Source organism: Bacillus sp. OV166 (assembly GCF_900177675.1).
Lineage (GTDB): Bacteria > Bacillota > Bacilli > Bacillales > Cytobacillaceae > Neobacillus.
Genome location: NZ_FXWM01000001.1, coordinates 2,892,562 through 2,908,278, shown reverse-complemented (window position 1 = coordinate 2,908,278; position 15,717 = coordinate 2,892,562). Strand labels below are relative to the sequence as shown.

Below are 15,717 nucleotides of genomic sequence, written 5' to 3'. Positions count from 1 at the left end.
ATTCACCACAACTCCCCGAAAGATAAAGGTTTTTTCTCTTTTTTCTCCTTTGTGTTATCAATTGTTGCAGATGATACAGAAGATGGTTCGTCTATAATTTGGGTTTCTTTAATTTGAGTTTCTATAATTTCGTTTTCAATAGCTTCTTCAACAGAAGCAGTTTTTTGAAGTGAGTTAATACTTGTTTCAACTTTTCTATTCTCACGGTCCTTGATTTGTTGTAACTTTCTCTCTTCAGAAAGCTCCGAAGACTTAATAAATTGAGCAATTATTTTTGCATTTATCTTTTGTATATTTCCATTAAAATGTCTTTTCTTATTTAAATTTTCTTCCGTAATAATCTTTAATTCCTTCTCAGTTAAACCACTGTAAGCAAGATATTGTTCTGAAAGACACTTCCTCCAGGATTTGTTTGCGAAAACATAAACATAGGATAAGTCGAATGGGTCGTATTTTACTTTCACTTCTGAACCCTCAACCTTCGGGTCATGAAAAACATCGTTCCAATAAAATGAACTTTTAAACTTTACACCTTTAGTTGGAACAACTTTACGAGTTGGCTTATCACTTACAAAAGGTAATGTCAGGATAATTAAGCTTTCATTATAAGGTATTATTCTATTCTTTCTATTTCCTGATAGTTTAGAGTCATTTTCAAAGAGCTGCCTAGGTGAAGTAAGTAATGTTTCATGATAAACTTTATCGTAGACTTCATAACAATATTCGCATAATTTTTCAAACAAATCCGCAAGGCTCCATATCGCATGATTTTTAGGATTAACGCTTTTAGTAACCTGCCTTACATTTTTAGTGATTTGAGTGTTACCTGAGAGGTTATAAATAAACCTTTCATTTGTTGTTTTAAAAAGCCGTTCAATGACAGAACCGTAACGAGCTTTTGCAGAGGGCCGTTGAAATTTGGTTACTTTTAAACTTGCAAGCAAAGTTTCAAAACTAGTACTCTGAAATTCTTTACCTCCATCAACTACTAATCCATCGGGAACTCTGTTATGCCGCCTTACACATTCACGAATTACCATCATATTCGAACGGTATGATGGTGGATTATAAGTCAAGTATAGGGCTAAGATTCTTCTTGAATAGGCATCAATTAAAAATGTAAGGTAAGGTCTACCTAGAACTTTATTAGTTATTGGGCAAATTAGTTCAATATCTAATTGAGTGTGATCTATATGTCCAATTTCAAACGGCCTATCGCCATGACGCGGAGTAGTAAATTTAAGATAATATATTCTTTCCTTTTGATAAGCTGCTCTTTCACCTTTTCTTTTCCTTTCAGTATTGGCTGTTGGTCTATTTTGAATTTGAGTATAAAAAGTTCGGAATGAACACGGTTCAATCCCTAGTTCATCACAAGCTAAGAAAAATAAGTTATAGACTGCTAGAACTGACGATTGCTTTATCGTTTCATATCTTTCATCAATAAATTTGTCTATCAATGCTATGGTGTCATCATTTAATTTTCTATTGTAATTTCCTCGCAACGACTGCTGAGTAATAAGACCAACAAATCCATTCCCATATCTTTCTTCAGCTTCTTTGTAATTTTTCACCCAATAACGAACAGTTCGTTCTGATTTATCACCAATCTGCTCCTTATTTAAATATTTCTGAACATACTTATATTTCAAATTTGCTTCTTCTAGTTCTTGTTCACTCGCACTACAAAGGATTTCATAAACTTCTTTTTCTATTTCATTTTCATTGGCAAGTTTTTGAAGTGCAGTAATTTGTCCACTTGATATATAAGATTCAAATATTTCTTTATCAATGTCGATTGCTTTTCTCTTTTCAGAATATAAAGAAATATTACTAGATCCTATATTAATGATTCTCCATAAAACAGAGTCCCATATTATTTCTTCACCGACTTCAAGATTAACTACTAAATTTATTGAATCACTTTTTTTTTTAGGAATTGCTTTTGCAAAAATTTCATTAGCATATACAGAAGTTTTTGAATATTCAGAAATTAGTTCTGATTCTAAGTCTATAAAGATTTGTTTTGTGGCAATACATTTATAAATTTCATCCGACTTGCCATCGAATTCATCTATTAAATTTATTAATTTCACCCCGAAGTTATCTGTCACATAATTCACAATCTGTTTTTTTAAATCAGGTGAAACAGGTTCATCATTTTTTAGGTAATCCTCTAAAAACCTAACGTTCCTTATATACGTGTAATTAAGTAATGATGAGGAATTGACTTTAAATTTAATATCATACTTCTCCAACGCTTCCTCTGCTGGTGGGCATCTCCAACCATGTTCATCTTTTATGTAACGGTATGGAGATTCTTTTGAGAGTTTTTGTAATTCTTCCTCCGTTTTCCATTCTTCAAGATATACTCCATCTTTTCTAATTACCAAAAAATCGGGAGTATATTGGTGAGCAATATCACCTCCTTTTTTTGTACTAAAGTACTTTATTTTAAATTTGATCGGTTGATCATAGTATTCATATACGTCGGTGTCAAATTCCATCAATAAAATTGCAGGCAATTCTACAGTTCTACTTTCAAATTGGATTGTTAAACCCATTTTAGTTGATGTGTATCTTCCTGGAACATTTCTTGCTCCTCCGCCAACTCTTCGAACTGGTTGTGATTCTCGAATTTTCTCAACATATTTTATAGTTACTTCCGAGAGATTGAGCGTCTTATATAATTGAGAAAGTTCTTCCTTTTCCATTCTCATCACCTTTCAATTATTAAATTTTGAGTTCATAGTTTTCCAAGAATTCATTTCAAGAATGGAGGAAAGCTAATAGATAATTAAGGAAGCAATTAATGATTGCATCTTCTCATAATTATCTAGAAATGAGTTATTGATCAAGTCTTGTAATATTTCATTTTCAACTCCATATACTTATATTCTGTTTTAACTACACTCCTACCAATTATACATATTAAGAAAACGCACCATTTGTATTTCTTGTTTTGTATTTCAGTCGATAAACACCCCTCTATAATTCTTATAGAAAAATACTTTTATAACGATTCACCAAACAATTTTTCCGAAAATAAAAACTATTTGTATTATTATCTTTAGTGTTTTTATCATACAAAATCTTTTTAAAAAACACAACAAATTTATTGTCTTTTTTTTTATATATGATATGATGATTAGATGTACATTTTTATGCACATTTAATACACATAAAATGTACATTTAAATGTTGAAAAAAATGATAAAAAAGACCAATGATAGACATGGCCTTCTAAGTTTTGCTTACTATTTTGTTTCAAAAGAAGGTTGGATTGAATTCGAGTCGATCCCACCATATCCCATTTCCCTAACCTTGAATACTTTTGCACTCACTTTATGTGTATAAGTATCAAAACTATTCTATAAACAAGAGGAATTTTCTACTCACTAGCTATACTATAAAGACATTACTGCTCCAATTTTAGCTGCCTTTTAATACTATTTACGGTCGACGATTTGCGTTTCCTCCTATGTTCAGGGTATTTTGAGTAACATTTTGATGCCCTTAATTGAATTCAATGTTACGTTATGTAAAAAAAGAAAGAGCGAGCTGTAAGCCCACTCTTTCAACGAATAAATCCCTATAAGCCCCCTTAGTGAGCTTTCCGATATTTTAATGAATTCTAAACCCAAACATAATTCACCTTAGATATTCGTTCGTTTTAAAATTATATTTGTACTTTCTCCGTTACCATTTCAACAATTTCTTTTGTTATTTCCGTTTTCCTTTTAACCCAATCTTGTGACCAAATCCGATAAATTTCCCAACCTAAAGACTCTAAAACGCTTTGTCTTAATCGGTCTCTGTCACGTGCTGTTTTTGTAGAATGATAAGTTGCACCGTCACATTCAATTCCCAATAAGTACCGCCCTGGATTATCTGGGTCAACAACAGCCATATCAATTCTATAACCTGAGCAGCCAATCTGGTTACGTATTTCAAGTCCAGCTTTAATAAGCGTATCATAAACATCTTCCTCGAATGGCGAATCAAATTCCCCATTGTTCATGATTCCATCATTAAAGTTAAACTCTCCACTTGTTTGAGCAAAGTATAGAAATTTCTTAAATAACTGGGGTCCCTTCTTCTTCAATCTGCTATCATCTAAGTCCGAATGTTTAATACTTGAAACAACAATTAGTTCATATTTTGCACGGGTTATGGCAACATTGAGTCTTCGTTCCCCACCGTCATTGTTTAACGGTCCAAAGTTGTAGTGTAAAATACCGTTGGAATCTTTACCGAAGTTAACACTTAAAATAATTGTGTCTCGCTCATCACCCTGAACATTTTCTAAGTTTTTAACAAAAAATGATTCCATTTTTTCTTCATTTAGTAATGCTTCATAGACAGGATTATTCCGTGTTAGTTCATCTAACTTATCCCGTATTGCTTCTTGTTGATATTGGTTGAAAGCAATAACTCCCAACGTTCTCTCAGGTGTTTCTTTAAAATGATTAATTACTAGTTCTGCTACTCTTGCAGCTTCATTTAAGTTCTTTTTTGACCGACCTCGATCGTATAGACCATTCTCCACATACACATGAGAAATGCCATCTCTTTTTTCATTAGTTGAACTAGGAAAGGTATATAACTCATTTTTATAAATTTCTCTATTGGAAAAAGCAATTAATGACTCATGTTTGCTTCTATAATGCCATTTTAAGAACATCGGTGGCATAATCAACAGTGATTCATCAAGAATGCTTTCAAAGCTTTCATATGCCTCTTCTTCCTCTTCATTAATAAATTCATCATCCATTTCAATTTGCTGAGCAAAAAATGAAGTTGGTGGCAATTGTTTATCATCTCCAGCGATGATAACCTGATTTCCCCTCATAAGTGAGCCAATTGCATCCTCTGGCCTTATTTGTGAAGCCTCATCAAAGATGATTAAATCAAATTTGATGCTGTTTGGATCGATAAATTGGCTAACTGATAACGGACTCATCATCATACATGGCTTTAAAGTCAAAAGAAGTTGCGGTATTTCAGAAAACAGTTTCCTTATTGGCTTATGTCTTTTTTGTTTTTGTATTTCACGGGTTAATATCGCCAGATCGTTACTTTTATATTGGATATTTTTCAGGTAATCTTCTTTTTTCTTCAATAGCTTCCTAGTTAATCTAGAGCTATTAGATTCAAGAAGGTTTTCATCCAAGTTTTTAAAATCGTTAATATAATTTAAATGAGTTTTTAAATCAAAGCGTTTTAAAATAGGTAACTTCTTATAGGTGGAATCCAACCAAAGCTTGTAAAATCGCTTTAAAAAAATATCCTGGTATAAATTATTTGTTTGTTCCATTAACACTTTATGGAGAAAATCGGTTAATCCACCTTCTACTGCCTCAGCTTTAACCCTTTGGGAGACAATCCATTGCTGCAGTTTATGTGTGGAATTAGCGAAAAGTTTTAAAATGCTGCTTAATTCCCTCAGCTCCGTATTTAAAAAATCGTTGTTTTCATATTTTATTAAATTAAGTGGAAAGATTTTTGTATAAAAATTAATATCCTCAGTTAAATCCTTCTTTTTAGCTTTTAATTGTTCACATTGGGATAAAAAGTGTTCTAGTTTACTATTGTTATTTATTACATCAATAAACTTTTCAGGGAAACGGCCATTAAAATTATTGTCGGCACCTATTGTCCAGTTTATTGACTCTTCGATTAGCTTCCAATCGGTATCAATGCCTTTATATAACTGGCCATAAAGGGAATTAAAAACTACCCTTTGTTCATCAACTTCTTTTTGAACATCTTTAATTTTATTTATTTGAAGAACCAAAGCATTTATTTGGTCAAAATTAAATGATTGTTCAAACAAAAATTTTGAAAGCAAACCCTTTGCATCTAAAATCCTTTGAATTCCCTTTTCTAGCTCGTCGATTTTTGGAATCATTACTAATAAATTTTGGTCCTGTGATTTTATATTTGTAATCCTTGAGAAGCAGACTTTTTCAAGCTCATCTAACGATTGGTCGATTATTACTAATTGGTTGTTTAATGATTGACTTAATTCAAATAAGTTTTGTTTATCCTCTGTTTGGTACGACAACAAGAACTTTTCGAATTCTGCTTTATTTTCGCTATCTTTAAGCTTAGCTATTAAAGCATAGAATTCTGTAAGAACTTTTGTTACCCTTTCCCAGTCAGTCTTCTCCTGTTGAAAAATCTCTCCGAACATTTCTTTCCATTGATTTCTTTTTGAATCAATTTCATTTTGTAATTCCTTTAACCTTTTCAGTGACCTTAAGTCTTTTATGATTTCATCAACTTTAATGGATTCTTTGTTTCTTTTTAAGGATTTAAGAAGATTTTTGTCCCTTTTATAGTTTTTATTGAAAATCCTCATGAAGGAAGAATACTCGTTTATAAAACGGTCCAACATTCCATCTATATCCTCAATTACAAGTTCGGGTAAGTACACGTCTTCAATGATTTTTCGTTCAAATAAATACTTATCATAAACCTCTTTGCACTCAACAATTGTGTTTTCTATAACTTCCCTTTGTACACTATCGAACCAAAGCTGAGTCGGTTTAGAATTATTTGTTATATAGTTAGAGATTAATTCAATTTCATTTATTTTTTCAGGTGTTAGTTCTAACCCATTCATTTGCAGCTGGCTTTTGATGGACAAAGATGCTTTGTTTACGGTATCTAAGCTTAATTTCAATTCCGCCACCTTGTCTAATATGAGTTGCTCATTTGAAAACAAATTATTTATAAAATCTTTATAAGTATCAATGTAATCATTAATGGTTTCATTATTTCCATTTAAAATGACGTTATTGACTTCGCTTAAATCCTGTTCAAGTATTTCTTCCTTCGATTGTTGTGACAGGGATTCCCTTAGTTGCAAATATCCCTCAAAGATTACTTGATGCCCTTTATAAGAATCTTTTGCTTCATATAAGATCTTGTTATTGCCTTCTATATACCAAACCTGTGGAATTTCAGGCTTTAATGAAAGCATCTCCCCTAACTTTAACAATTCGTCTAAACCCGTCAAAGTAAGTAAGCCTTGAAAATTAACAAAATTAAATGCTTCCTCAAATAGAACATACAGTTCAAATAGTTTTTTACTCAAAATTGTAAACTTTGCCTTAATCTCAGATTCACTTTCAAAGCTATTTTCCTCTATTAACGTGCCAAACCATATATGGACTTCTTCATTTGATAAAACATCCCGATAAGTTTCTATATCCTTTATTTGTTTAAGAACTTTATTTAACTTTTCACTTGAATACGAATCAATATTGGGAAGCTCAAATAATACCTCAATAACATCATTTAATTTTGAGAGTCTTCCGAGAATGGTATGAGTACTACATTCCAATGGATTTATTACAGTATGAAGTGCATCAACATAATCATTTAAATGCTTTTTAATGAAATCCAAATCAGTCAATGGACCTGTTGCTCTTCTAGGAATTTCCCTATTGGTTAGTGAATGTCTCAGTTCCTCTAAAACTGCCTTTTTGTTGGAGTTATGGCTGTGTAAATCTAAACAAAAATCATCTAACCCTTTATCACTAATTCTTTTTTTCACCACATCTAAGGCTGCCTTCTTTTCACTAACAAAAAGAATTTTTTTTCCTTGGGCTAGTGTTTCAGCAATAATGTTTGTGATTGTTTGGCTTTTCCCAGTTCCTGGGGGTCCTTGCATCACGAAGGAAACTCCATTTTTAGCAGCAAGAATTGCTTTTTGTTGACTAGAATCAGCATCTAAAATTTGATATGACTCCAAGGACTTTCCGCTTCGATCAAATTCTTTTATTGAGACAATTTTCTCTCTTCCACATATATCTTCATCGTGTTTAACACCAGCTAATTCTTGAATAATAGGGTGGCTTTCAACCGTATCTTGGTATTGTTCAAAATCCTTATACATAACCAACTTACTAAAGGAAAAAACCCCAATGTAAGAATCGTCGGTTACTTCCCATGACTTTTCTAGTTTCAATTCTTGTTCGTAAAAGTGTAAGATTTCCTCAATATTTTCATAATCTAATTGCTCGATAGGCGTAATTGATACTCCAAAATCCAGCTTTAATTTTTGTTCCAGTACAGGATTAAAAACAATGTCTTCATCCAATTTAAATATGTAATAAGGGTCTCTTGCAGTTTCTCTTTTTAACGTAATCGGAATAAGAATTATCGGTGATGAAAAAATGTCTTTACTATATTCCACTTCCGTCCATTTGAGAAAACCCATGGTTAAATATAGAGTATTAATTCCTTTTTCTTCAATTGATGACTTACCTAATAACCTGATTCCATTTAATTTTTTCTCTAAGCTTTGTCTGACCTTCTCTAAATTTTGTTGATATTTTATATCCGCATCAGATTGGTCAGGATCTTTGGTCAAATTAACTTTTGCCGTTTTGGTGGTTAATTGCTGGGCCATTTTGTTTATATCAACAATGGAGCTTACCATAATTCCTTTTGACCGTGAAAAAACGTTAAAAATTTCTTTAATGTCCCCATCTAATTCTAAAGTAGAACTTTTTGATGCCTTAAAGTTTAATAACCTGTTTCTCTTTGTTAGGTCAATTAACCTAGATTTCCAGTTATTAATCTTCAATTCCATTTTTCCCTTGTCCACCACCAAAGTCCCCTTTCGCATGACCTGTATGTAATTAAATGTATATGTGTTTGTTCAAAATAGAATTAATAAAATAAAGGTTGTTTAACTTTTATATTAGCACAAAATTCCTATTTATTTGATAAATAATAACAATTATCTACAAGCTTATACCTTTCTTCATTTATCTCGATTTTGAACGGTCAGCATTGTTAATACATTACAAATGGTTGTCTTAAAAGTCCTGTAGTAGTTATTCGAAAAATCTCTTCTAATGGTTCTGTAGATATTTTTTTCAATTCCTTATCCAATTCCTGAACAAGTTGGTCAAGGAGACTATATTCCAATAATTTGTCATTTCCCAAAAATGAATTTTTCTTTTTAATATCTACTCCATAGCAAATAACCATCGTTCTTTTCTTTTCCATAGGTCACTCCAATGATTGATTGATTTATAGACTGAGATTAATACCGTTTACCCATTTTGTGTGAGCAAAGTACGATTTTTGATAATAAAGGTTTATGCTGATTTATTGTTTTGTATGGCGATAGAATACTATAATCTTATAGATCCAATCCTAAAAGTACATACGGATTAATGGGTTCTTGGGAAATCTGAACTATTTATATTAAATTTTCACGTATTGAAAATTGCAATTTGTGTGTAATTTGTATTTGTTTTTTGATTTTAAAAGAGTTTTATTATGAGACTCAAAACTCGTAAAAATACGTTTTGATGATAAAAGAAGATAAAATTTATAGTATTAAAACTATGAAATTGATATAATGTGGTAAAAAAGGAGTATTTTCCTATTGGCAAAAGTATAGGGCTTTAAAATGGCGTGAAGTGCGTTTCTGGGGAAAGTAATTTAAATATTATAATTTTCAAGAAAGTACATAATTTTAAACAGGAAGGGTAATGAAATGGCACGTATTTTTCTTTCACATAGTAGTAAGGATTGGGAAACAGCAAAAAAAATAAGTGATGGGTTAAAAAGTTTTAAACATGAGATTGTAGTTGAGCCAGAAGAAATTCCACCTGGGGAGAATTGGAGGGAATTTCTTTTTACTTCATTAATGGAATCAGATGGAGTAGTTGTAATTTATACAGAAAATACTGCTAACTCACAATATGTAATGAGTGAGATTGGAACTTCTAGAGCTTTTATAAGAGCTTCAAATAATAAAAAGTTTTTGATTCCTGTCGTTATAGGGAATATTGGTATACCTGATGTTGTTTCCGATATTTTTTGTATCACAACATTAGACGAAGACGAGTCGGATCTTTCAAAAACTATAGAGAAGCTAAATGACGTAATCTCAATTCACGAGGTCAAAGTAGCCGCTCAAATAGAGAAAGAAAACCTAGAGAAAGTAGAAAAAGAAGAAATTATAGATAGAATGCGTAAAAATCCAACTATCCTCGAAACAATTAAGAGATTGGAAAAGAGGGAGATTGAAAGTAGATCTCTAGCTTTTACTTGCTATTTCATTAGTTTAATAGCTCTGTTATCGGGAATTTTATTCACTTATTCTAATGTTCTTAACATACAACATGATAAAGCTATGTATTACTACATAACTTTAGGTGCTAAAAGCCTAGTCGTCATAGGTTTAATAACAGCAATTTCTCGGTATGGCTTTACTTTAGGAAAGGCTTTTATGAATGAAGCGTCAAAACATGAGAATAGATTACACTCAATTAATTATGGCTTGTTTTTTATAGGATCATTTAAGGCACAATTAACATACGATGAAATGAAGGATATTTTTCTACACTGGAAAAATATCGGTAGTAACGGGGATTTTATTATTAATCCAGCAGATCAACAAACAGTAGTATCCGAAACACTTAGTCAGACGAGTCAAGCGTTGGAACAATTAACCAAACTTACTGATACAGTTAAAAAATTGGTGGTAAAATAAGATTTTAATGCATAACACACCCTTTTGATCGTTAGTATTATTGTTGAGAAATACACAACTAGCAAGTCTTTTTCGACCTGCTAATTGTGTATTTTTTCCTTTTTAACGATGGTTAGACCACATTACCAAAGCTTATTGTTATTCAATATTTTTCATTGTTAATGACCTTCTCCCAGGTAGCATTAACAAATTTCCCTGTATCATTTCTGACCTGGCATTTGACTAACAACCATTGATCAGCATACTTTTTTGCATTTGTATTACACAACAAGGTTTTGCATTTTTAGGAGAATATTTAGTCAATTTAATACCTTAATATTTCGGTTTTGTAGTTCCCAAATGTGGCAGCTAAGCTTAGAAAAAAGAAAGCTTTGTCTAGGTTATTTTGGTGTAAAGTGGTATCTTATTAATTGTTTAATATATTCTTTATCTTCAGAGTACTGTGCTGCTTCATGGGTTCTATTACCTTTGTTTGAAAGGACATTATAACTACCTTCTACATAAAAAAATTCATCACAGATAAATAATTTGTAGTGGGAGTTCTTACGACAAAGAAACAAAGTTCCATCCCCATTTTTTCTTTTTTTCAGCTTTTCCTCTAATTCCCTGGCTACAATATCACTTCTGTCACTACGACTCCAATCTTCTTTCTTATGTGAACTATTTTCATCCATTCCATAATTTATATGAATATTTACTCCTCTCGTAATGGCTTCCCTCATATATTTCAGCATATTATCCTTATCGGATAAAAGCCATTCTGACAGCCAAGGAGATTGAATATACACATCTTTTTTAGCAATCTCCAACGCAAAATAAAGCTTATGTTTAATTTGTTCATTCTCAAGATGTTGGCTATTAGAAAAGTTTATTCTTTTTTCTTGTAAACTTTGAATTGCCAACTCCATTATTTCAAATGTCGTTTGTTTGTCCCTTTCTTTTATTTTCTGCTCCACTTCTTGCTGAATTTTATCACCGTTTGTTTTAAAAGCAAGTTTAAAATCAGACATAATCGCTTCTAGCTCTTTATTTTGAATTTGACTATGTTTTTGAAGTTCTCTAGCGAAATTTGTTTTTATATCCTTACTATTATCCTGAATTGCGGCAGCAATTTCCTTTGTAATTTCTGCTTTAAATCTTCTCCAGGTTTCTTGCTGATCTAAAAGATTAGTGTCAGAAATTTGCTGCTGTTTTTTCAATCCGTCTATATATTCATCCAGCTTTTTAAAAAAGCCTTTTGCAAGATTTTCAAACGATTCTTCTTCCTCTAGCTTTGTTATCTTTCTTGAAGTTGTTAAAGAGGTATCAGGTCGACTAACTTGCGGTATAAGGAAATGACTTATTACCGCAACTCCAATAAAAAACAAAGAATTAAATATGCCGCAAAGTGTGTTTATATTCGTAAAGAGCGTTAAGAAAAGAAAAACTGCCCCTACTCCAACATAAACATAAGGCTCTTTACTAGAAGCATTTTTCTTTAATTCTCTATATAATAGAATAAAAAATATTATCCCCATAACAGTAAGAACTGCCAAAGCAACATATGTTGGCAAAAACCAAGGGAGAATAGATAAAGTAATACTAAGTATAAATATTTGAATTTTACTCATCTTAGGTCCCCTTAGTCTACTAACACTTTATCAATTACTATTTCTAATTGACCTTCATAAACATCCACCATACCTAAAATACGAATTGCAAAATGAGCTTTATTAGCATTAAGGATACGTTGCTTTCTGCCCGTATTTTCCTGAGAATCTGCCCTAAAAAGGACTGCTTTAATTTCAGCTCCATTGTTTTCCATTGTAAACATTACATTTCCATCATCTCTTGGTTCTATACTCTTTACAAAACCATTAGTGATTACCATTCTTCCTCTATCACTGCTACCGATGTTTTTCAATTCAACATTCTGGACTGATAGGTCGTTTCCTTTTTTAAGAATACTTATATCATTTAATGAAGATGGCACTATCTCTAATTTTCCTTTATATTCTGTTACTTTTCCATGAAGTTCAATTAAAGACCCTATCGGATAATTATCAGAGTTTGGTTGCAAATTTTTAAAGAGAGGAATGTCCATTTCTTGCTCATTTTCCAGTTTTAAAACAATAAATAAATGTCCTGTAGGATGAGCATATTTAGATATAATGGTTCCCTTAATATTTTTTTCTTTACCAATATCACTTTTAGTGATTTTTTCACTTTCAACTAATTTTATATCTTCCGCTTTTTCAGGAATTACCTCTACTTTTCCATTAAAAACATCTACTTTACCTTTAACTTGAATTATTTTTCCATTTTGATAATCATCGGTATCAATTTTTTTATCAGCGAAAATAGGAACCTGAATCTCTCCAGTTGAGTCGGATAATGTGAGAAAAACATGCCCTTTACTATGATCAATTCTATTGCTAATCGTTCCTTTAATTGTTTTAATACTTCCTTTTGATTTCGGATTGATAGAAGCAATATCCATAATAGTTGTAAAATTAGAACTACCTTTTGAAGTGCTGACAACTTCCTTTTTTGCCTTAATAGTTTTTGGAGAAAAAACACCTTGTTTGTATGCGTATCCTCCACCAGCTAATAGAATAATAAAAATTAGTGTTGCAAAAAATTTTAAATTACGACTCATCCCGCTCATACCCTCTTTGTAAAAAAATAAAATATAAATCTAAATATTCCCACATAAAATCTATCATTGTTTTAAATGATTTTCTATATTTTCTCAAAAAAATAATACGGAAATAATTAGTAATAACCAAAAAAATAGCGATTTTTCCACGATGGTTTTCTCTATCCATTTTTCACGCAATAACACTTCCCCTTGTTTGTTAGTTAACTTGTAGAAAATTAAAAAATGAGCAGGTCTTAATGACCTGCCAATCATGATTATTTAAAAATAATGTCTAAAACTTACCTTAATGGACAAGTGTACCATTAATGGCCTCAATTTCTTTTTCCAATATGTCTTGTGCAATTACCTTACACGAATTAATGGCACGCTTGCCCATAAAAAATGTTAAGGAGAACCCTGCACCAGCCCCCAAAACAGGAATAATTTGACCTGCTCTTGCAGCCACTACTTCTGGTGCGAACCTTTTCAACAAAGGTAAATATAATTCTTTAGCACCAATTCCATGTTTAAGAACGTTTAAAAACACGTTATATTCCTTCATTTTTTCCGTTTCTTGTTCTTCTAAAAGAGCAAGACGCTTTGGTGTTAAAGCAAAATGGTTACCAATTGCCTTAATCATTTTTATATTTGATGGAATATCAATTAGTATCCCCGCACCAACTGGCACCAAGCCAGCACCTGCACTTAATGTAGAGTACCAAAGCACTGTCTTTAGCGAAGCTTTCTCTTTAGCCACCAAAAAGGATTGCGAATAGGCTTTTGCATTTCTATAGAACTTTTCTTGTAAGTCAGAACTGAGACGATTGGCAATGGTGTCTTGTAATTCTGCAAGCCCTTCTCCTGTTCGTGAACTTACAAATAAAAGAGTAAATTGAGGCCCAAATAACTTCTTAATATAAGTTTCCTCTATTTCTGCCTTTAATTCTTCTACACTTAGCTCATCATCATAAATATCATCAGATTTACTTCTAACAAAAATTACATCTTGTGCATGTTGTATTGCTAATTTAAAGAAATGAGCATCATCTTCAGTTAACTTGTTTGAAAACATGCATATTAGAATATCCATTTCTTCTAAGTTATGAAACTCCCAATATTGTTCTACATTATGTTCTTTAGGTAATCCATTATATCCTGGCAAATCCCAGAATACGATTGAATCGTTCTCCCCCCAAGCAAAAGGTGTTACTTTAACGCCTGGATTAACACCTGAATCAGCGATCTTCCTTCCAGCAATCTTGTTCATTAGTGTGGACTTTCCCACCCCAGGTGAACCTATAAATCCTATGTTTAAGACTTTATCAAATTCGTTTTTTAATTTTTCATGTATCGCATCTATTGGGCTACCATCAACACCCAAATCTTTTAAAATTTCATCTAATTCTTTATCCCACTCTTGATTTTCCATCCTTAGTCACCCCTGATATAATTATAGATATATTATACATCATTTCCCAAATCAGGAAAAAGGTATTAGTAATAAAGAATGGCGAATTATTTAATAGACTCTTCTCGGTTATAGCTTCCGTTCAAAACAACTATAAGGCTTTAAAGGATTCCACTAACTAGCATTTTAGTGAACATGAAAATGAAAAATGAATTCCAAAGATGGCAAAGGTGGTTAATGAAATGAAAAAGATGCTAGTTGGTTTACTAGTTTTACTTGGGGTAGTCCTTTCTGGATGCGGAAAAACAACTGATGAATCAACCAAAACTTCTTCAGAAAGTTCGGAACAGAAAATAGAAACGGCTGAAACAACACCACAAACTAAAAGTTCAACATCTTCAGAAGTATCCAAGGTGAATGAGGATGTCGGTGGTGTTTGGAAGGCAACGGGTAAAGAGGATGGGAAAAGTAGCACTTGGTACATTAATAGCAGAAAATTAGTAGTTAATTACGTGTATAATTTTTCTTATATGGTCGCTGAAAATAAAGATCCTAATGGGTATACTGTTGTGACGATAAAAAATAATGAAGGCAAAGCACATGCCTTATTGTTGAAAGGTAATGGCAACAATCTTGAAGGTATAACTGTTGAAGGCGAAGCTTACGACAAATATTTAGCTGATGGAACGGTACCAAATGGCCAGCTTATCGAATTTACTTTTCAACAGAATGCATTGGGAAGTATGGATGAAGCAATTTATTTTTGGGAGAAGACACATAAGAATGCTGAAAATGAGGCTTCTAAAGAAATTGCATGGGAAAATTACCGAAGAGATTTGTGGAGTTTAGTCAAGGATGGAACTTCAGGCAATACGATAACGTTACACTTTACTAATATTAGTGGTGCTGGTGGAAGCTACGATCAATTTGTTAAAAATGATGAAAAAACAGTAATCACGTTCTTTGATGGAAATGCATCGTATCCAAAAAACCCCGCCATTAGGTTTACAGTTCAGAATGCAGATTATAAAGTGATTAGGACAGAAGAATTGTGGAAGCATTAGTAATGAAAAAGGCATAAAAAACAACATTGGAAAAGGAGCCATACTGGGTTCTTTTCCAATGTTGTTTTTTATGCCTTTAAACAAATGAAAAAAGAGTCAA

General features: G+C 32.0%; 8 protein-coding genes. 2 read left to right on the top strand and 6 right to left on the bottom strand.

Going from position 1 to position 15,717, the window contains the following annotated elements; genetic code table 11:
• Positions 1–2: 2 nt before the first annotated feature.
• The 3 genes from CCK98_RS13985 to CCK98_RS13975 all read right to left on the bottom strand — a co-directional run bounded on the left by CCK98_RS13985 (position 3) and on the right by CCK98_RS13975 (position 9,027).
• Positions 3–2,714, bottom strand: coding sequence for a TnsA endonuclease N-terminal domain-containing protein (locus tag CCK98_RS13985; protein ID WP_179195802.1), 2,712 nt, complete (start codon positions 2,712–2,714; stop codon positions 3–5).
• A gap of 965 nt (positions 2,715–3,679) precedes the next feature.
• On the bottom strand, positions 3,680–8,620 hold the full coding sequence (locus CCK98_RS13980; RefSeq protein ID WP_179195801.1) for a DUF4011 domain-containing protein: 4,941 nt from the start codon (positions 8,618–8,620) through the stop codon (positions 3,680–3,682).
• A 191-nt stretch (positions 8,621–8,811) separates the two neighbouring features.
• The gene (locus CCK98_RS13975; RefSeq protein ID WP_088087150.1) at positions 8,812–9,027 is read right to left on the bottom strand and encodes a hypothetical protein; all 216 of its coding nucleotides are present in this window, start codon (positions 9,025–9,027) and stop codon (positions 8,812–8,814) included.
• A gap of 496 nt (positions 9,028–9,523) precedes the next feature.
• On the opposite strand from CCK98_RS13975, the gene CCK98_RS13970 reads away from it, so the two are divergent.
• Positions 9,524–10,525, top strand: coding sequence for a toll/interleukin-1 receptor domain-containing protein (locus CCK98_RS13970; protein WP_088087149.1), 1,002 nt, complete (start codon positions 9,524–9,526; stop codon positions 10,523–10,525).
• Between the two features lie 380 nt (positions 10,526–10,905).
• Here the strand turns inward: CCK98_RS13970 and CCK98_RS13965 are convergent, their stop codons facing one another.
• The 3 genes from CCK98_RS13965 to CCK98_RS13955 all read right to left on the bottom strand — a co-directional run bounded on the left by CCK98_RS13965 (position 10,906) and on the right by CCK98_RS13955 (position 14,574).
• The gene (locus tag CCK98_RS13965) at positions 10,906–12,135 is read right to left on the bottom strand and encodes a hypothetical protein (RefSeq protein ID WP_088087148.1); all 1,230 of its coding nucleotides are present in this window, start codon (positions 12,133–12,135) and stop codon (positions 10,906–10,908) included.
• A gap of 11 nt (positions 12,136–12,146) precedes the next feature.
• Positions 12,147–13,163, bottom strand: a complete 1,017-nt coding sequence (locus CCK98_RS13960; RefSeq protein WP_179195800.1) for an OB-fold nucleic acid binding domain-containing protein — start codon at positions 13,161–13,163, stop codon at positions 12,147–12,149.
• A 286-nt stretch (positions 13,164–13,449) separates the two neighbouring features.
• A complete protein-coding gene (locus CCK98_RS13955; protein WP_088087146.1) occupies positions 13,450–14,574 on the bottom strand; it encodes a GTPase in 1,125 nt (374 codons plus the stop codon).
• Between the two features lie 221 nt (positions 14,575–14,795).
• Here CCK98_RS13955 and CCK98_RS13950 point away from each other — a divergent pair, with 221 nt between their 5' ends.
• Positions 14,796–15,617, top strand: coding sequence for a hypothetical protein (locus CCK98_RS13950; RefSeq protein WP_088087145.1), 822 nt, complete (start codon positions 14,796–14,798; stop codon positions 15,615–15,617).
• Positions 15,618–15,717: the final 100 nt, after the last annotated feature.

Excerpts from the sequence above, each read along its gene's own strand:
- CCK98_RS13970 (WP_088087149.1), top strand. The coding sequence starts at position 9,524 with ATGGCACGTATTTTTCTTTCACATAGTAGTAAGGATTGGGAAACAGCA.
- CCK98_RS13955 (WP_088087146.1), bottom strand. The coding sequence starts at position 14,574 with ATGGAAAATCAAGAGTGGGATAAAGAATTAGATGAAATTTTAAAAGAT.
- CCK98_RS13975 (WP_088087150.1), bottom strand. The coding sequence starts at position 9,027 with ATGGAAAAGAAAAGAACGATGGTTATTTGCTATGGAGTAGATATTAAA.
- CCK98_RS13985 (WP_179195802.1), bottom strand. The coding sequence starts at position 2,714 with ATGGAAAAGGAAGAACTTTCTCAATTATATAAGACGCTCAATCTCTCG.
- CCK98_RS13960 (WP_179195800.1), bottom strand. The coding sequence starts at position 13,163 with ATGAGTCGTAATTTAAAATTTTTTGCAACACTAATTTTTATTATTCTA.
- CCK98_RS13950 (WP_088087145.1), top strand. The coding sequence starts at position 14,796 with ATGAAAAAGATGCTAGTTGGTTTACTAGTTTTACTTGGGGTAGTCCTT.
- CCK98_RS13965 (WP_088087148.1), bottom strand. The coding sequence starts at position 12,135 with ATGAGTAAAATTCAAATATTTATACTTAGTATTACTTTATCTATTCTC.